At 62.6% G+C, this 18,358-nt stretch carries 13 protein-coding genes and 1 pseudogene; 1 reads left to right on the forward strand and 13 read right to left on the reverse strand.

Annotated features, from left to right (window positions below; translation table 11 throughout):
- Nucleotides 1–211 precede the first annotated feature (211 nt).
- On the reverse strand, nt 212–2,992 hold the full coding sequence (locus NCR93_RS21185; RefSeq protein ID WP_175980853.1) for an ATP-dependent Clp protease ATP-binding subunit: 2,781 nt from the start codon (nt 2,990–2,992) through the stop codon (nt 212–214).
- Between the two features lie 898 nt (nt 2,993–3,890).
- Between NCR93_RS21185 and NCR93_RS21190 the strand changes: the two are divergent.
- Nucleotides 3,891–4,937: pseudogene (locus NCR93_RS21190) on the forward strand (glycosyltransferase family 4 protein); the annotation flags it as partial.
- A 341-nt stretch (nt 4,938–5,278) separates the two neighbouring features.
- Here the strand turns inward: NCR93_RS21190 and NCR93_RS21195 are convergent.
- The 12 genes from NCR93_RS21195 to NCR93_RS21250 all read right to left on the reverse strand — a co-directional run bounded on the left by NCR93_RS21195 (nt 5,279) and on the right by NCR93_RS21250 (nt 18,249).
- Nucleotides 5,279–6,664, reverse strand: a complete 1,386-nt coding sequence (locus NCR93_RS21195) for a GntP family permease (RefSeq protein ID WP_008348044.1) — start codon at nt 6,662–6,664, stop codon at nt 5,279–5,281.
- A gap of 142 nt (nt 6,665–6,806) precedes the next feature.
- On the reverse strand, nt 6,807–7,529 hold the full coding sequence (locus NCR93_RS21200; RefSeq protein WP_175980857.1) for a GntR family transcriptional regulator: 723 nt from the start codon (nt 7,527–7,529) through the stop codon (nt 6,807–6,809).
- Between the two features lie 136 nt (nt 7,530–7,665).
- Nucleotides 7,666–10,401 (reverse strand): ATP-dependent Clp protease ATP-binding subunit, encoded by a 2,736-nt coding sequence (locus NCR93_RS21205; RefSeq protein ID WP_034470945.1) that lies wholly within the window; start codon nt 10,399–10,401, stop codon nt 7,666–7,668.
- Nucleotides 10,402–10,501: 100 nt separating this feature from the next.
- The gene (locus tag NCR93_RS21210; protein ID WP_008348049.1) at nt 10,502–11,407 is read right to left on the reverse strand and encodes a LysR family transcriptional regulator; all 906 of its coding nucleotides are present in this window, start codon (nt 11,405–11,407) and stop codon (nt 10,502–10,504) included.
- Between the two features lie 77 nt (nt 11,408–11,484).
- Nucleotides 11,485–11,922 carry a type II 3-dehydroquinate dehydratase gene (gene aroQ / locus NCR93_RS21215; protein ID WP_033536205.1) on the reverse strand — a complete coding sequence of 146 codons (438 nt, stop codon included), beginning with the start codon at nt 11,920–11,922 and terminating at the stop codon, nt 11,485–11,487.
- Between the two features lie 81 nt (nt 11,923–12,003).
- Nucleotides 12,004–12,849 (reverse strand): shikimate dehydrogenase, encoded by an 846-nt coding sequence (gene aroE, locus NCR93_RS21220; RefSeq protein WP_175981255.1) that lies wholly within the window; start codon nt 12,847–12,849, stop codon nt 12,004–12,006.
- Nucleotides 12,849–14,069: a CaiB/BaiF CoA transferase family protein gene (locus NCR93_RS21225; RefSeq protein WP_175980858.1), complete on the reverse strand. Its 1,221-nt coding sequence runs from the start codon at nt 14,067–14,069 to the stop codon at nt 12,849–12,851. Before NCR93_RS21225 ends, aroE begins: the two co-directional genes overlap by 1 nt.
- Entirely contained in the window at nt 14,069–14,536 is a 468-nt protein-coding gene (locus NCR93_RS21230) for a MaoC family dehydratase (protein WP_033536206.1), read from the reverse strand. Before NCR93_RS21230 ends, NCR93_RS21225 begins: the two co-directional genes overlap by 1 nt.
- A 2-nt stretch (nt 14,537–14,538) precedes the next feature.
- Nucleotides 14,539–14,931: a VOC family protein gene (locus NCR93_RS21235; RefSeq protein ID WP_175980860.1), complete on the reverse strand. Its 393-nt coding sequence runs from the start codon at nt 14,929–14,931 to the stop codon at nt 14,539–14,541.
- Nucleotides 14,928–15,878, reverse strand: a complete 951-nt coding sequence (locus NCR93_RS21240) for a ketopantoate reductase family protein (protein WP_175980862.1) — start codon at nt 15,876–15,878, stop codon at nt 14,928–14,930. Before NCR93_RS21240 ends, NCR93_RS21235 begins: the two co-directional genes overlap by 4 nt.
- Before the next feature lie 182 nt (nt 15,879–16,060).
- The gene (locus NCR93_RS21245) at nt 16,061–17,131 is read right to left on the reverse strand and encodes an SDR family oxidoreductase (protein WP_175980863.1); all 1,071 of its coding nucleotides are present in this window, start codon (nt 17,129–17,131) and stop codon (nt 16,061–16,063) included.
- A gap of 209 nt (nt 17,132–17,340) precedes the next feature.
- Nucleotides 17,341–18,249 carry a PilZ domain-containing protein gene (locus NCR93_RS21250; protein ID WP_175980865.1) on the reverse strand — a complete coding sequence of 303 codons (909 nt, stop codon included), beginning with the start codon at nt 18,247–18,249 and terminating at the stop codon, nt 17,341–17,343.
- Nucleotides 18,250–18,358: the final 109 nt, after the last annotated feature.

Raw genomic sequence — 18,358 nt, forward strand, 5'->3', positions numbered from 1 at the left:
AAACAGAGCCAATCACACATCAAAAACACGACATCTGTATTTAGCCGGTGGTACGACATTTCAATTTTGCTTTGACAATTGATGCCGAGGCTCAATTGAAATGTCGTACTTGGAATTGCGACAGCTAGCGAATCGTCTATCCGTACGTGCCGCGGGGCGCCCGGTCGAACCTGACCGTGCGCGCTTCGGACGGCATTGGCAACGGCCGCGTTCAATGTTCGCTCTTGGCCGACTCCTTGCTGCGTTCCGCCGACTTTGCCCCGTTCTTCTTCTTGCTCGCTGGACCGGACTTGTTTTGTTTCGGCTTCGCTTCGCCCTCGACCTTGGCGAACGTGATCGCGTCCTTGTCCTTGTCGTAGCTCACGTCTACCGTGTCGCCCGGAGCGAGTTTGCCGCCGAGAATCTCCTTCGCGAGCCGGGTCTCCAGTTGCTGGCGGATCTGGCGTTTCAGTTCGCGTGCGCCGAATTCGGGCCGATAACCCACATCGGCAAGATGATCGATGACCGGGTCCTGCACCCTGAGCGTGATGTCCTGAGCCGCCGCCGTGCGCGCGACGCGGTCCAGCTGTATCTGCACGATCGAGCGGATGTTCTCGCGCGAAAGCCCGTGGAACACGATGATTTCGTCGATGCGATTCAGGAACTCGGGGCGAAAGTGGCCTTTCAGCACGTCCATGAGCTTCTCGCGCATGGCTGCCTCGGTGTCGCGGTCCTTCTCGGTTCTCTCGAGGTTGTCCATGATGATGGACGCGCCAAGATTGCTGGTCGAGATGATGACGGTGTTGCTGAAGTCGACGACGCGGCCCTTGCCATCGGTGAGGCGGCCATCGTCGAATACTTGCAGCAGCACATTGTTCACATCGGGATGCGCCTTCTCGATTTCGTCGAGCAAGATCACGCAGTAGGGACGGCGGCGCACGCGTTCGGTCAGCTGTCCCCCTTCGTCATAGCCGACGTATCCCGGCGGCGCGCCGATCAGCCGCGCGACTGCGTGGCGCTCCATGTACTCGGACATGTCGATGCGGATCACCGCCTGCTCGTCACCGAATACGGTCTCCGCTAGCGCCTTCGCAAGCTCGGTCTTGCCGACGCCCGTCGGTCCGAGGAACAGGAACGTCGCGATGGGCCGGTGCGCTTGCCCCATGCCCGCGCGTGACAGCCGCACCGCATCGCTCACCGCGACCACGGCTTCGTCCTGACCGATCACGCGTTCGCGCAGCTTGCTCTCCATCTCGAGCAGTCTTTCGCGTTCTTCCTGCGTGAGTTCGGTGACGGGAATGCCGGTGAGACGCGAGACCACTTCCGCGACCGCTGCAACCGTCACTTCGAGCGTCTCCGATCCGGTCTTGCGCTGCCATGCCTCGGTCAGGTCGTCGAGCTTCGTCTGCTTCTCGTTGATGCGTTCCTCGAAGTTCTTCGCTTCATCGAAACGCTTGCGCGACGAGGCATAGGCCTGCTCGCGCTTCGACTGGGCGATTTCCGCTTCCAGCTCCTGCATTTCGGGCGGGCGCGACTTCGAGCCGATTCGCACGCGCGCCGCAGCCTGATCGATGAGATCGATAGCCTTGTCGGGCAAATAACGTGACGTGATGTAGCGGTCCGACAACTCCGCTGCCGCGACGAACGCTTCATCGGCGAAAGTGACCTGATGGTGCGCTTCGAGTTTGTCGCGCAAGCCGCGCAAAATGACGATGGTTTGCTCGACCGTCGGCTCCGGCACGAGCACCGGCTGAAAGCGCCGCTCGAGCGCCGCATCCTTCTCGATGTGCTTCTGGTATTCGTTGAGTGTCGTCGCGCCGATCAAACTCAGCTCGCCGCGCGCGAGCGCCGGCTTCAGCACGTTCGCGATGTCGAGTCCGCCCTCGCCGCCGCCCTGACCCGCGCCGACTATCGTGTGCAACTCGTCGATGAACACGATGAGTTCATCCTGCTTCGAAGTGATCTCGTCGATCACCTGCTTTGCGCGCTCTTCGAATTCGCCGCGATACTTCGCGCCCGCGACCATCGAATTGATGTTGATCTCGATGAGCCGCTTGTTGCGCAAGTCTTCGGGCACGTCGTCGTTCACGATGCGCTGTGCCAGCCCTTCGACGATCGCAGTCTTGCCCACACCCGGCTCGCCGATCAACACAGGATTATTCTTCTTGCGCCTCGCGAGCACCTCGATGGTACTTTCGATTTCCTGTGCGCGTCCGAGCACCGGGTCGAGCTTGCCTGCGCGCGCCATCGCGGTGAGATCGCGGCCGAACTTGTCGAGCGTCGGCGTGCCGGTCGGCGTATCGACGCGGCCGTCTTCCGCACCCTTGCCCACGACCTTCACCACTTTCTGGCGAAGCGCCTCGGGCGTGACGCCGTACTTTCTGAGGAGCCCCCCGGCGATGCTGTCGGTCACGGACGCAAGCCCTATCAGCACATGCTCGGGACCGACATAGGAATGCCCGAGTTCTCGCGAGGCCTGGAACGCGTACTGAAAAGCCTTCTTCAAGCGCGGCGAAATCGTCATCTTTTCGACCGGCGTATCGGGCGCGGCTTTGCCCTTTTGCGCGTGCTCGTCGATATAGCGGCGGATGTCGTCGGCAGAAAGCTTCAACTCCTTGAAGAGCGCCTGCACGACGTCCATGTCGGCCAGCACGTAAAGCACCTGCTCGGTGTCGAGTTCGGTCTTCTGCAATTCGTGCGCCTTTTCGGCGGCGCGTTGCAGAAGTTCCATCGTCTGCTCGCTGAAGGCATCGGTCACGTCGACGGACTCGCGCGGCACCGAAGCGACGATATCGTCCTCGTCTTCCTCGCCAGTGCCGTCCGTGTCACCCATCAGACGCGACAGCCCTCCGCCGCCCAGTAAGGAATCGAAAGGATTCAGCATGGTTTGATGCCGCATCAACTGGCGATAGTCGTACTCGCAAATCGACATCGATTTGCGGCGGCCGTTCTGCACGACGGTTACCTGCGCAACCGCCGGACGGGCATGACAAATCTCGCAAAGGGCTGGCATATCAATCGTCTCCGGTTGGGGCGATTCGATATCTATGGCGCACAGCGCTGAGTTCTTTCGAACCGCCGGGTGTCGAGGGGCATCTCCTGACAAGTCTCTTTCGAATGTGTTCCTCCGTGCGGCGTGTCGGCTAATTCGCCGGCCGCGATGAAACGGATGCCTGACTCATCGCTAACGTTCATCGTGAGTGAGCGGTGGTATCGGACAGCATTCGACGTTCCGTTAAATGCCTGCTCTCTTGCACCGATCTTCTTTTCGCGTTGAATCATCGCGACCACGGGCAACGGGTGGCCGGTGGCTCTGCATCGGTGTCCACGCCAGGGGAAGCATCTCCGTGTGCTACGCGATGTGAGCGGTTCGCGAAACGGCTCGTCTCTGTGTCTGATCCGCGGCCCGTCACCAGATCGGTGCGCTTCGTCGTCCTGGACACGTGCTCATGACAAGGCATCACCGATGCAGACTATGCGTGCGCGTCAACTGACCGAATGGCGACCCTTCCGGTTCGCGAGCCGAGCCGCTGTTGCAACATCTGCAGCCAAGTGCAAGTTCTCCGCGATTACGCGATTACACGTCGCGCGCCACGCATCGATTAGATAGCCGTACCAATCGCACCGAATCTCGATGCTCATCCGCGAGCCGACTCTGTCGACATGAATCGGGCACGCCGATAGCTGCCGATTTCATCACGCACCGTCACGAATAATGCGCGTCGTTGGCACTCACTGTTTAGGATGGCGATAGATTGTCTGGATTCAACCCGCAATAGCAGAAGCTGTCTGCAAGGTGCCGGTCTGCATGAGAGGGGACGTCCCGCAGGGATAGGCTCGAGCGTCGCGAGCATGTCTGAGCACTCGCGTTGCACGAATCCGCAGGCCGGGCCGCACTGGAGAACCAACCTATGCGAATCGCACAAATCGCACCGTTGCACGAAGCGGTTCCCCCGAAGTTATACGGCGGCACTGAGCGCGTGGTGTCGTATCTGACAGATGCACTCGTCGACCTCGGCCACGATGTGACCTTGTTCGCAAGCGGCGATTCGCAGACCCGCGCGAGGCTCGAACCAGCCTGGCCGCGCGCTCTGCGGCTCGATCCGGGCATCCGCGATTCGCTTGCCCCGCACATGCTGCTGCTCGAAACCGTTCGCCGCCGCGCGCATGAGTTCGACGTCTTGCACTTCCATCTCGAGTACCTGCCGTTCCCGCTGTTCTCTCAAAGCGATACGCCGTTCGTCACGACGCTGCACGGCCGTCTCGATCTGCCCGAGCTGCGCGCGATCTTCGCGACGTTCACGCACGCGAACATCATCTCGATCTCGGACGACCAGCGTAGCCCCTTGCCGCGCGCAAACTGGCTGAAGACGGTGTATCACGGCTTGCCGGACGGCCTGCTCACGCCGCAGCCGCACAAGAAGCCGGAATATCTGGCGTTCCTCGGCCGCATCAGCCCGCAAAAGCGTGCCGATCTCGCCATCGAGATCGCGGCGCGAAGCGGCTTGCCGCTGAAGATTGCGGCGAAGGTCGACAAGGCTGATGAGAAGTATTTCGCGTCGACTGTCGAGCCGCTGCTTTCGCAGGCGCACGTCGAATTCATCGGTGAAATCAGCGAAACGCGGAAGCCGGATTTTCTGTCGGGTGCGAAGGCGCTACTGTTTCCGATCGACTGGAACGAGCCGTTCGGCCTGGTGATGATCGAATCGATGGCGTGCGGGACGCCGGTGATTGCGTTCAAGCGCGGAGCGGTGCCCGAGGTGATCGATCATGGCGTGACCGGTTTCATCTGCGAAGACGTGCAAGACGCGGTCGGCGCACTGCATCGGATCGACGAGCTGTCGCGCGCCCGCGTCCGCGCGCAATTCGAGCGCCGCTTCAGCGCCAGCAGGATGGCGCAGAATTATGTCGATGCCTATACGTCGATGCTGCACGCCGCCAAGCGCCCCGTGCCGCGTTGGGAATCGCCGAGGTGCGCGATGGACGGAAGACGGAACCATTGGAATGCCCACCGTAAGCGAAGCGACGCACTGACTTGCGAAACCATCGACGACAACGAGCCTGTGCCGCAACGAAAGTTTCAACGCGCTCGCTTCGGCGGTCCGAACATCGGCAGCGACAATCCCTGGACCTTCGCCCTTGCCATTCTGCGAGGCCTAGGCAGCTTGGCCACCCTAGGCTGGGCTTTGGGCACGGTTGTAGCCGTGGCCGTCACGAAGCTGCGCACGCGCGGTGATCACGCGCTTCGTCTGGAGTCGTCAGCGCTCCGATGACTGATTGCCGGCGTGTTCCCTGCAGTTCAGCCAACGTGGACTGCCGCGTTGAAGATCAGCGCCATCACCAGGCCAACCACAGCCACGATGGATTGAACCACCGAGATCGTTTTGGTGGCTTCGCCCATCGTCATGCCGAACGATTCCTTCACCATCCAGAAGCCGGCGTGGTTCGCATAGTTGAAGAACAGCGAACCGCAGCCGATGGACAAGGCCAGCAAAGGCAGGTTAAGGCTCGGATCGGCGCCGGCCAGCGGAGCCAGCAGACCCGCCGCGCCGACGATTCCCACCGTCGCCGATCCGGTAGACACGGACAGCAACATCGCGATCAGCCATCCGAGGATCAGCGGGGGAAAAGCGAAGTGCTGCGTCAGATGCACGATCGCCTCACCCACCTTCGCACTGGTCAGCATTTCCTGAAACGCGCCGCCGCCGGCGATGATCATGATGATGGAAGCAATCGGCTTGAGGCTGTTGCCGAGCGCGTGACGCAGCTTTTCGGCATCGCCGCCCCGGGCGAGGACCAGCGCCGCAACTGCGAAAAGTACGCCCAGCAGCATGGCTATCAGCGGATTGCCGAGGAAGCTGGCAACGTGCAGCATCGGTGCGTTCTTCGGCAACACCATCTCCGCCACCGCATGAACCAGCATCAGGATGGCGGGCAACAGGGCCGCCAGCACGCCGAGACCGACCCCGGCGCGGTGGCCATTGTCGGACTGTTCGACGACGGTGAACTGGTCCAGCAAGGCCTGATCGGGCCTGGTGCTCATGCGCGGCGAGATGAACGCGCCATAGAGCGGGCCGCCCAGAATCATCGCGGGAATGGCCGCCAGAAAGCCGTACAGCATGGTCGGCCCCACCGAAGTCTTGAGCGTGGCGATAGCCGTCAAAGGACCCGGATGGGGCGGCACCATGCCGTGCATCGCGGCAAGAGCCGAAATCACGGGCACGCCGACGTACACATAGGCCGAGCCCTTGAACCGGGCATGGCTTTCCAGCTTGCGCGCTACGCTGAAGATCAAGGGAAGCATGACGACCAGCCCCACTTCGAAGAACATCGGAATGCCGACCACGAAAGCCACGAGGGTCATCGCCCAGGGAATCATACGGTCGGAGGCGCGCCTCAGAATGGCCTCGGCAATCTGCTCGGTAATGCCCGCATCCGCGAGGATTTTGCCGAGCATCGCACCCAGCGCGATGACGACGCCCACCGCGCCCAACGTCTTGCCCGCGCCGTTGGTCAGATGCTTGACGATGCTTCCCGGCTCCATGCCGGTTGCGAACCCTACGCCGATTGAAACGACGAGCAAAGCGAGAAGCGGATGCATCTTGATGCGCGACACGATGAGCGCGACAAGCAGCACCACGCTGATCAGCGCGGTCAGCAACAAATCGATATCTAGACTGGTCATGGAATGAATCTTAGGTTTGGAATGGTTTGCCGAGCGTGCTCGTGAATCGATCGTGCTCGGAAAGGGAAGCATGGTCGCGTCGGCTTCAGGCGAACGGCCCTGAACCGGTTGCGCATGCCGTCTCCCAATCGCGGTTCTTTGGCTAGCGGATCTCCGCTTGATAGATGAATTCGCTGGCGGGTCCGCGCGAACGGCGCCACTCGAGCGGCTGCCGATCGTAGCCGAATGCGAGACGCTCGATGACCACGGCAGGCGTCCCCGGCTCGATGTTCAAAAGCTTCGCGTGTCGCGAGCCGATGGCTTCGACGGTAAGGGTTTCCGTGGCGGATGCCACGATCTGATTGCACTGCGTCTCGTAGACCGGGTAAAGGAGGTCGCCGATCTCGCCCACGTCCATCTTCGCAAACGCCGCAAAACGTGCGTAGGGCAACCAGATCTCTTCGGCGAGCATCGGAACGCCGTCGATCAGCCGCACGCGCGACATCTGGATCACGCGCGCCGTGCTCGATATCTGCAGTCTCGCGGCTACCGCCGATGGCGCATCGACCACGTCCCGGCGCAGTATGCGACTCTCCGGAATGCGCCGTTCGCCTTGCCGTGTTTGAAAGCGGAAGAAGCGAAACAGGGAGCCGTCGAAGTTCGCGCGCCGTACAAAGGTCCCTCTTCCCTGAAAGCGCTCGAGCATGCCTTCCGCGACGAGCAGATCGACGGCCTTTCGCACTGTGCCGACAGCAAGGCCGTAGCTTTGAGAAAGCGCCTGCTCGGTCGGGATCGCTTCGCCCGGGCGCCATTCACGAGCCGCGATCAGGGCAACCATTTCATCCCGCAGGCGCTGATAACGGGGTAAGCGGCCATCGGCCTGCATGATCGTCTCCATCGAATTCATATATATGATTACATGTTTTCTCTCCGAATGGATCGGGGATAACCCTGCCGGATCATGACGCGACCGTCGCCCGTCGGCTTGAAAGACGCGAGGTTTGGCGTAGTGATGCTCGCGGTCAAGGTGTGGGCGGCGTGCCCTCGCCCGCCTGATTCGCCAGTCCCGCGCGCTTCACATCGAACGCGAGCCGCTTGTTCTCCGCGTCGTAGTGGCACTTCACTTGTGCGCCCTCGGTAACGTCGCCCTTGAGCATTTCCTTCGCCAACTGGTTTTCGATCGACTGCCTGATCTGCCGACGCAGTTCGCGCGCACCGAACTCGGGACGGTAGCCGACGTCCGCGAGATGATCGACGACGGATTCGTCGAACTCCAGCACGACGTCCTGGCTGTGCGCGAGGCGCTGCACCTGATCGAGCATCAGCCGAACGATCTGGCGCACCTCATCGCGGCCGAGCGAGGAAAACAGAATGATGTCGTCGATCCGGTTCAGGAACTCGGGCCTGAAATGCTGGCGCAGCACGCTCATCACGCCATTCTGAACCGATGCGTCCGCATCGCTCGCGTTGGTCGTGAATCCGAGCGTCGCGCGCTTCTGACCGGCGATCACGTCAGAGCCGAGATTGCTCGTCGCGATGATCAGCGTGTTGCTGAAATCGACCACGCGGCCTTTGCCGTCGGTCAGGCGCCCGTCGTCGAAGACTTGCAGAAGCACGTTGTACACATCGGGATGCGCCTTTTCGATCTCGTCGAGCAGGATCACGCTATAAGGCCGACGCCGCACGCGCTCCGTCAACTGGCCGCCTTCGTCATAGCCGACATAACCCGGCGGCGAGCCGATGAGCCGCGACACCGCGTGACGCTCCATGTATTCGCTCATGTCGACGCGCAGCATGGCGTCTTCATCGCCGAAGACGACTTCCGCCAGCGCTTTCGCAAGCTCCGTCTTGCCCACACCCGTCGGCCCGAGGAACAGGAACACGGCGATCGGCCGGTTGCGGCCCTGCAAGCCGGTACGTGCGCGCCGCACCGCGTCCGACACCGCAACGACCGCTTCTTGCTGCCCGATCACCCGCTTGTGCAGGCGCTCTTCCATCTGCAGCAGACGGGCACGCTCCTCCTCGGTCAGTTGAGTCACGGGAATACCGGTGATCGTCGCGACGATCTCGGCGACGTGCGCGACCGTCACCGTCGACGTGTTCGTGCCGACGCGCTGCTTCCAGCTATCCGTGGCATCGCCGAGTTGCTTTTCCTTCTGCGCGATCTCGCTGTCCAAAGCATGCGCGCGGTCGAACTGCTTGCGCGATGCCGCATAGTCCTGTTCGCGTCGCAATTGCGCGAGCTCGGACTCCAGTTCGAGGATATCGGCGGGGCGCGATGTGGCCGACAGATTCACGCGCGCCGCGGCCTGATCGACGAGATCGATCGCCTTGTCAGGCAGAAAGCGCCCCGTGATATAGCGATCCGACAGTTCCGCCGCGCCGACGATCGCATCGTCCTGGATCGTGACCTTGTGGTGCGCTTCGAGCCGGTCGCGCAGTCCACGCAGGATATTGATGGTCTGCGCGACGGTCGGCTCCGCGACCAGCACCGGCTGAAAGCGCCGCTCGAGCGCCGCGTCCTTTTCGATGTGCTTCTGATACTCGGCAAGCGTGGTCGCCCCGATCATGTTCAGCTCGCCGCGCGCCATCGCCGGCTTGAACACGTTGGCGATATCCAGTCCGCCTTCGCCGCCGCCCTGCCCCGCGCCGACGATGGTATGCACTTCATCCACGAACAGCAGCAGCTTCTCGCGATTCGCGGTGATTTCATCGACGACCTGCTTCACGCGCTCCTCGAACTCGCCGCGATACTTCGCGCCCGCAACCAGCGAGTTGATGTTCAGCTCGACGAGGCGCTTGTCGCGGAGCGACTCGGGCACATCGCCGTTGACCATGCGCTGCGCGAGCCCTTCGACGACCGCGGTCTTGCCCACACCCGGCTCGCCGATCAGCACCGGATTGTTCTTGCGCCGGCGCGCGAGCACTTCGACCATGGTTTCGATTTCGCGCGCGCGTCCGATCACGGGGTCGAGATGCCCTTCACGTGCGAGCGCGGTGAGATCGCGGCTGAACTTGTCGAGATGCGGCGTGCGTGACGGCGGCCCGTCGCCGCGCGGCGGTCCGCCCGCGCCGACCGTCTGCGCGGTCTGCTGCCTGAGCGCCTGCTGATCGACACCGAGCTTGCCGAGCAATTGGCCCGCGAAGCTGTCGGGTACATCGGCAAGGCCGATCAGCAAATGCTCCGGCGCGACGTAGCTATGCCGCAGCTGACGCGATGCGAGAAAAGCGCGGTCGAGCGCGCTCTTCAGACGAGGCGACACGGCGATCATGCCGTCCGGCGGCGGGCTCGCGCGCTCGCGGCGTTGCGCGTTGGCGTCGATGAAGCCGCGGACTTCGGCCGCATCGATGCCGATGCTCTTGAGAATCGACTCGATGACGGCGTTGTTTGCAAGCTCGTAGAGCAGATGTTCCGTGTCGACCTGCGAGCAGCCGGATTGCACGGCGCGCTCGGCGGCGCGCATCAGCATCTCTTTCGCGCCGTCGCTGAAGTATCGGTCGATGTTCGCGCCTTCGTTTTCGTTGCGCCGCACACCGGCATCGCGCGGTTCTTGCTGTGCGGCACTTTCGGGCGCGGACGCCTCGCCGGGCGCGCCGCCCATGAACAGCGATTCGAGCGGCGAGAGCGCGCGCTGGTGCCGCGTGAGCTGCGCATAGTGAAAATCGCACACGTCGATGACGTGACGGCGGCCGTTGCGCAGCACCGCGAGGCGCACGGTCGCGGGCCGTGCGCCGCATACGTCGCACAAGTGAGCCATATTCGTCTCCTAGGTCGTGGCAGGGCACGCCGCCCCGGAGAGGAATTTGCTGCAACCGTTGTTCCTGCGCCCGGCGGAACGACGATTGCTATTCGCCCGTCTAGTTTTTCGCGAGGAATAGCTCAGCGACGACAGAGCGAAGCCAGCGGTTTCCCGCTTCGTCGTGGTACTTCGCATGCCAATGCTGCCGCACCGCGAACTTCTCTACCGGGAACGGGCAAGAGTGAACCGCAAGGCCATTCACTTTTGCCAAGGTTTCTCCAATGTTTCGCGGCAGCGTCGCGATCAGGTCGGTTGATTTGACAATCGATCCAAGCCCAAGCATTCCCGGAAGCTCCAGCACGACATCACGTTCGATTCCATCGCGCAATAATGCCTGCTCGAGTAACTGCGCACCCGTGCCTGCGGCGATGATGACGTGCCCTTCGCTGCGGTATTGCTTCAGTGTCAGCTTCGCGCGGACGCGCGGATGGTCCGGGTTGGCGAGACACACCCAATCCTGCATATAGAGCTGTTGCTGATACATTCCGCCGCCGAGCCACGGAACATGACCGATCGCCAGATCGGCCTCGCCAGATTCGAGCGCGCGCTCGGTGTTGCCGTCGATCCGCGCCGCCTCCAGACGGATGCCCGGTGCCTTGGCGCGCACATAGGCCAGCATCCGCGGAAGCAAGGTGATATGACTCGCGTCGGTCATGCAGATGCGAAACCGTCGCTTCGCCGTGACCGGATCGAAAGAAATCTCCCACGACGAGAATCTGCGAAGCGACTCGAGGATTTCCCTGCACGGACCGATCAGCGCATCCGCCTGAGGCGTGGGCGTCATGCCGCCTGGCGTGCGAATGAAAAGGGGATCCTGCAGATGTTCGCGCAAGCGCGCGAGCCAGATGCTAACGGTCGGTTGGGCCTGTCCAAGCTGCTCCGCTGCACGCGTGACGCTGCGAACGTCATAGAGCAGATCGAAGAGCTGAAGCAGCTTGAGGTCGGGCAGATCGGGCGTGGTCATGCATCCATTGTAGAACGCAATGTCGCTCTTGCGACCATTGCATCAGAGATGACGCACACCGGACCTGGCTTGGTTTGTCACGCTGCCGCGGACACCGCCGCGCGCAGACCAAGGGAATAGCTTTCGATACCGAACCCGCATATCTGCCCCTTGACGATTTCCGCGAACACCGAATGATGACGGAAAGCCTCGCGTGCATGGATGTTCGACATATGAATCTCCACGACGGGCACGGTCAGAATGGCGAGTGCATCGCGGATGCCGTAACTGTAATGCGTCCATGCGCCCGCATTGATGAGCACGCCATCGACCTTGTCGGCAAACGCCTGATGGATGCGTTCGCACATGTCGCCCTCGCTGTTGCTCTGATAGCTTTCGACCGTTACGCCGAGTTGATTCGCGAGCGCCTGCAATTTCTCATCGATGTCGGCGAGCGTGGCCGTGCCGTACTGAACGGGATCTCGCTTGCCGAACATGTTGTGGTTGACACCATGCAGCATAAGAAACGTTTTCATTCTTTCGTCCTAGTCTAATTGCAGACCGTTAATGTTCATTCCACCGATGTCTTCTCGACCGCTGCGCCTCTTTTCGCCGGATCAATCGAGCGGAACGGTCAGCCGCTCGATGAGCGCGCGCGTTTCTGGACGCACGCCCCGCCACCACGCGAACGCCTCCGCAGCCTGCTCGACCAGCATGCCCACGCCGTCAGCGATACTTTTCACCCCTGCATCGCGCGCCAGCCGCAAGAAAGGCGTGAGCCCCTTCCCGTAAGCGAGTTCATAGGCGCTTCCGCCAGCGCTGAAGACACTCGCTGGCACCGGCGGCAGTTGCCCGGTCAGGCTCGCGGATGTCGCGTTGATGACGAGGTCGAAGCGCCCCAGTGCCCCCAGGTCCGCATACCCGCACGCGGTGAGCGATCCGCCAGCAGTGTTCGATCGGGCGACCTGTTCGACAAGCGCACGCGCCTTGTCCACATGCCGGTTGGCGACGACGAGCTCGGCAGGCCGTGCCGCGACGAACGGCAGCAGCGCGCCGCGCGCAGCGCCGCCCGCGCCGAGGATCAGCACGCGCTTGCCGACCATCGGCTGATGCAGGTTGACTTCGATGTCGCGCACGAGTCCGACGCCATCGAAGTTTTCGGCGATGATTCGGCCGCCCTCGAACTTCATCGCGTTGACCGCGCCCGAGAGCTGCGCTCGTTCGCTGCGCTCATCGGACATGGCGAATGCAGCGAGTTTGAAGGGCGCGGTCACGTTCATGCCGCGGCCGCCCGCTGCAATGAAGCGCTTGACGCTATCGGAGAAGCCGCTGGCAGGTTCCACAGGCCCTTCGATGGCCTCATAGCTCATGTCCTGGCCGGTCTCTTGCGCGAAGAAGCCGTGGATCAACGGCGACTTCGTGTGCCCGATCGGATTGCCGATGACCGCGTATCGATCGCTCATCATGCCCCCGGCTTCGAGAACAGCACGCCGTCGGTCTGCATCGCATCGATCTCGGCCGCGCTGAAGCCCAGCGACCGCGCGACTTCCTCGTTGTGTTGCCCGAGATCGGGGCCGACCTCGCGAATCGACGTATCGCAGTCCGAGAAGCGAAACGGCAGGTTCGGCAGACGCAGCGTGCCCAGACGCGGATGCTCCTGTTCGATCACCATGCCGCGCGCGACGATCTGCGGATCGGCCACGACCTCGTCGATGCGTTGCACCTTCGCGCAGGGCACATTGACGCTGTCCAGCAGCGCGAGCACATCGGCGACGTTGCGTGCAGCGACCCACGGCTTCACGACCGCGAGAATGGCCTCGCGGTTCGCATTGCGCCCGTTCAGGCTGTGCAGGCGCGCATCGGTCGCGAAGCCCGCGGGGCCGCCATTTTGCTCGACGGCCGCGGCGAAGCGCTTCCACGATTCGTCGACCTGCGCGGCGATGACCAAATCGCCATCGCTTGCTCTGAACACGCCGTATAAGGTCGATGTCGGCATGTCATGGCCAGTCTGCTCGGGGACCACGCCCTGCATCGTGTAGCACTGGACGGCATATTCGTGCATCGAGAACAGCGTGTCGTACAGCGCCATGTCGATATGCTGGCCGCGTCCGCTCTTCACGCGGCCGAGCAAGGCAGCGTTGATCGCGGCCACCGCATGAATGCCGGTGTACATGTCGCCGAGCGAAATCCGCATGAGCGGCGGCGGTTCGCCCGGGTTGCCGATCATCTGCATGATGCCGCTCTTCGCTTCCGCGATCAGCCCAAAGCCTGCGCGATGCGCGTCCGGACCCGTGTGACCATACGCCGAGATCGAGCAATAGACGAGACCCGGATTGCGCTCGGAGAGCGCGGCATAGCCGAGGCCGAGCTTATCCAGCGCACCGGGGCGATAGTTCTCGATGAACACATCCGCCGAATCGCACAGGCGCTGCATGAACGCCTTGCCCCGCGGATCTTTCATGTCGACGCTCACGCCGCGCTTGCCCATGTTCAACTGGAGGAAGTAGGCGCTTTGCTGGTCGTCGAGGATCGTCGCGTGCTGGCGGCCTGCATCGCCGCTGCCGGGACGCTCGACTTTGATGACTTCGGCGCCGAGCGCGGCGAGACAGCGTCCGACATACGGACCGGCGAGAAAGTGGCTGTAGTCGACGACGCGAAAGCCTTCGAGGGGACGGGCTTGCATCAGTAGGCTCCCGGACGGCGCGGGACCATCAGACGATGCTCGCCGCGTTGAACGACTTCGCCGTTCTGGTTGATCAGTTCGGACGGCAACACGACGATGCCCCAGCCCGGACGGCTCTTGCTCGCGCGCATGGACGTCACGCGAAACTTCACATGCAGCACGTCGTTGACCTTGATCGGCAGCACGAAGTCCCACGTCCAGCCGAGCGACATGCCCGGCAGGAAGCGATAGTCGCTCTGTGTCTTGAGGCCATCGGCGATCGACAGCCCGAACAGGCCATGCGCGACGATCGACCCGAAGTGGCTCGCGTTGGCATAGTCCTCGTCGACATGCACCGGCGTATGGTCGCCCGTGAGATCGGCGTAAGCGAGAATGCGTTCCTTCGTGACGGTGTAGGTCGGGCTGACGCACGCGTCGCCTTCCTGCGCATCGTCCCAGTATTTCTCGGTGATGTTGATGGTGCTCATGCTCACGCCTCCGCGCGTGGATTGATCGACAGCGCCTGCGCGACGCATGTGGCGGGTCTTGCCTGAATGAGTTCGACGGCGAGCCCGTCGGGCAGACGCAGCCAGTTGCGGCCCTGCGTCATCTCCGTGACGCCGAACGGCTGCGCGGCGGCGAGCGCGGCTTCGAGGTCCTCGCACATCACGCCCAGATGCGCGAGCCGACCTTCGGGACCGTCGTAAGTCGGATCGCTGATGAACTGGAGTCCGCCGAGTGTCCAGTACTGACGCGGCTCGTCGCGCGGGCCGTCCACTTCGCGCATGGTCATGCCGAGCACTTCTTCGAAGAAGCGAATGTGCCAGTGGATATCCTTCACCCAGATCGCGACGTGTTCGAGATAGGCTTTGGTTGCGCTCATGCCGCGCGCTCCTCATTCTGGCGGTCGGTCATGCCACGCTCGATGCCTTTTATGCACGCCACGAGCGTCGAATTCACCGGCGTCGGCACGCCGAGCCGTTCGCCCCATCGCACGACCGCGCCGTTGATGAAGTCGATTTCGGTGACGGACGACTTCTCCAGGCTTTGCAGCATGGAGGTCTTGAACGCGGCCGGCAGTCCTTCGGCGGCCATGTTCCAGGCGTCTTCCGCACGCGTGATGGAAAGTTCGATGCCGGCCGCCTTCGCCGCGGCCATCGCTTCCTCGATGGCGGCAAGCGAGGTCGCCTTCAGCACCGGTTCGCTGTAAAGCTGCCCATACGTCAAACGCGTGATGCCTGTGATGGCACCGGTCGCGACGTTGATCAGCAGCTTGTCCCACATCGTGCCGAGGATGTTGTCGCTGACCGTGGTCGTGAGCCCCGCGCTGTTGAACGCTTCCGCCACGGCTTGGGCGCGAGGCGTCACGCGGCCGTCGAGTTCGCCGATGATGGTGATCTTTCCGGTCACGCCGGACTGGATGTGTCCCGGTGCGCGCAACACGCCACCGACGTAGGTCTTGCCCGCAAGGACGCGCTCGCGTCCGACGATATCGCTCAGCACGTCTTCGTGACCGAGGCCGTTCTGAAGGGACAGCACGAGCGTCTCGGGGCCGATGAGGTCGAGCGCGCCGCGCATCGCCGAATCGGTGTGGAAGGATTTGACCAGTACGATCACGACGTCCACCGGCCCGACGTCGGCGGGGTTCATCGTCGCGCGCACCTTGACGCGGCGCGTGCCGCGTTCGTCGTCGACTTGCAGGCCGTCGCGGGACATGGCCTCTACGTGCGCCGCGAACTTGTCGACGAGCCACGTCTCGTGACCCCCTTCGGTCAACGCGGCGCCGATGGCGCAGCCCAGCGCGCCCGCGCCCAGAAATGCGATCTTCATACATGTCTCCTCGAATGGAGACGAAGATACGATTCCGCGCACACGCTGGCAATGCAATGAATGCAATAGCGATATTGCCTATGGCAATTCAGATGTGGACTGAGCTATTCGGTAAGGGAAAGTACCAGGACGCTCGGTGCGGTTTTGTACCGGACGACGAGACGTCCGGCATATCGGACGCTTCAGCTGGGAATGATGCGAAGCGTCTTCAAACGATCGAATAGCGCAATGAAAGAGTCGGGCGTGCTTTGATAGTCGAGAAAGCCTGCCTTGCGGCTCTTGCTCATATCGGTGAGCACCTCCATGGGCCGCCCCAGATCGGCGTCCGCGTGCCACCAGGACGCGAGCTTGCCGATATCGGCTTCGGCAAGATGGTGGCGCGCGGCGATTTCACGCCACGCCTCGCCCGCATCCTGCATGCGATCTTCGAGCGGACGCATCGTGCCGTCGAATTCCACCGGCTCGATTCCGAAGTAATTCGCGACGAGCGACCACATCCACTTCCAGCGGAACACGTCGCCGTTGACCACGTTGAATGCTTCGTCGCGGGCGTTCGGTGACGTCGCCGCCCATTCCAGATGACGCGCCAGCAGGCGGGCATCCGTCATGTCGGTAAGGCCGTTCCATTGGGCTGCGGACCCGGGAAATATGAACGGCGCGCCGCTCGCCTTGCAGAGCGTCGCGTACACCGCGAGTGTCACGCCCATGTTCATCGCATTACCGACCGCGAAGCCGATGACCGTATGCGGACGATGAACGCTCCAGCCGAAACCGAACTGCCTGGCGGCGTCGAACAGCCGATCCTCCTGCTCGTAGTAGAAATTATCGACATCCTGCCGCCCCTGCTCCTCGCGAAACGGCGTCAGCGGCACGCTGCCCTTCGCATAGGCTTCGAACGGCCCCAGATAGTGCTTGAGCCCTGTGACGAGCGCAGCGTGCTTCAGCGTGCCGGAAGGTCCGAGCGCCTCGAGTACATGACGAACCATCGCGCCGTTGACGCGGATATTTTCCTGCTCCGTCGCCTGTCGCGACCATGCCGTGAAAAACACATGCGTGAATTGCTTCCCGCTCAACGCGCGCTGCACCGATTCGGCCGATGTGAGATCCGCCGTAATCGATTCGACACCGTCACGCAAGGCGGAACGTCCGCGCGAGAGTCCGGTGATGTGCCAGTCGCCGGATGCGAGCAGATGGTCGGCCAGATTGCCGCCGACGATGCCGGTGGCTCCAATGATGAGTGCTCTTTTGTCCATGATGTGAATGGTTCGCCTTTCCAGGTACGTGCGCAGTGACGCGCGTTATCGATCGACATAGGGTCGACCGAAAAGCCCTGGATTGGTTTCATGCCGATGCGAACGAGCGGCAAGGCTCGTCGGCCGTTTCGGGCGACGCGCATCATTCATCGATGACCCAGGCGGCGCGATACGTCGATGTCGGCGGCGCTCCGCGATTCGCGTCGTGTTCAGCGCAACTGCGCGGCACTGCCCGTTGCGGCTTCGAACATGTGATGCCTCAGAAGCGCCATGGTATCCGCCTGTTGGCTGCTGAACTCGGCGCCTATCAGGACGCCGCCGTCGACGCGCCTGACATTGCGCGCGATGCAGTTGAACACGACCGCGTGAGACTTATCTCCGGCGCGCAGGCGCAGTCCTAACCGGAAGTGCTCGGCGACGTTGACGAGGGCGTCGGAGGCACGGAAGGCGACTCCGCCCAGACTCACGTTCGTGACCGAAATGTCGAACCCGGCGGCGATACAGTCGTTTCTAATGAGCCGTCCCGGCATCTCCGTCGAAACGCGCACATGGTTGCGCACGACCTGAGTCTTCACGGACTCGGGCCATGCGAGATAGATGACGCGTACCGGCGTCTCGCTTCGTCCGATCACGGTGCTGCGAAACTGATGGATGTGACGCCCTCTGAGCGCACTGCAAGCGACCTCGGCGCCGGTTTCGAACAACTCGTGTCCGTCCGTAGCGGTCACGAGCAGCGCGCGGCCGGTAATGGAACCAACGAAGTCGGTCTGACAACGCAGCGTTCCGCTTCCGTCGACCGTCACCTGGATGCTGTCCAGCGTCTTCGGCAGCATTCCAGGGTTCGCTATGGGCTCGTCGAGGATGGCCTCGCCCGATTCCTCTTCATGTCTGGCAGTCGAGATGAGTATTCCGGCTGGCCGGGGTGCGCTTTCGCTCGACGCACTCGTCACCGCATCCTCGCTGCGCAAGCCCCCGGCCGCCAGAATCCGGTCGCGCTGGCTCTCCGACTGAACCCGATATCCGCGCGCCAAAAGGAGCTTGCCGGCTGCGGAATACACGGCGAACGGAAGCGGCGTACCAATTTGCAGTTCGCGGGCGGTGATCTTGACGAGGGCCATGTCCGTTGCCCCGAAGACATCGCGGACCACCGCGGCGCTGGGACGCATCAGTTTTGGAAGCGCTAACTTAACGCTCGGCGCACCGGCCTGACGTGCGCCGTCGCACAAT

This window comes from Caballeronia sp. ATUFL_F1_KS39 (genome assembly GCF_023630985.1).
Classification (GTDB): domain Bacteria; phylum Pseudomonadota; class Gammaproteobacteria; order Burkholderiales; family Burkholderiaceae; genus Caballeronia; species Caballeronia zhejiangensis.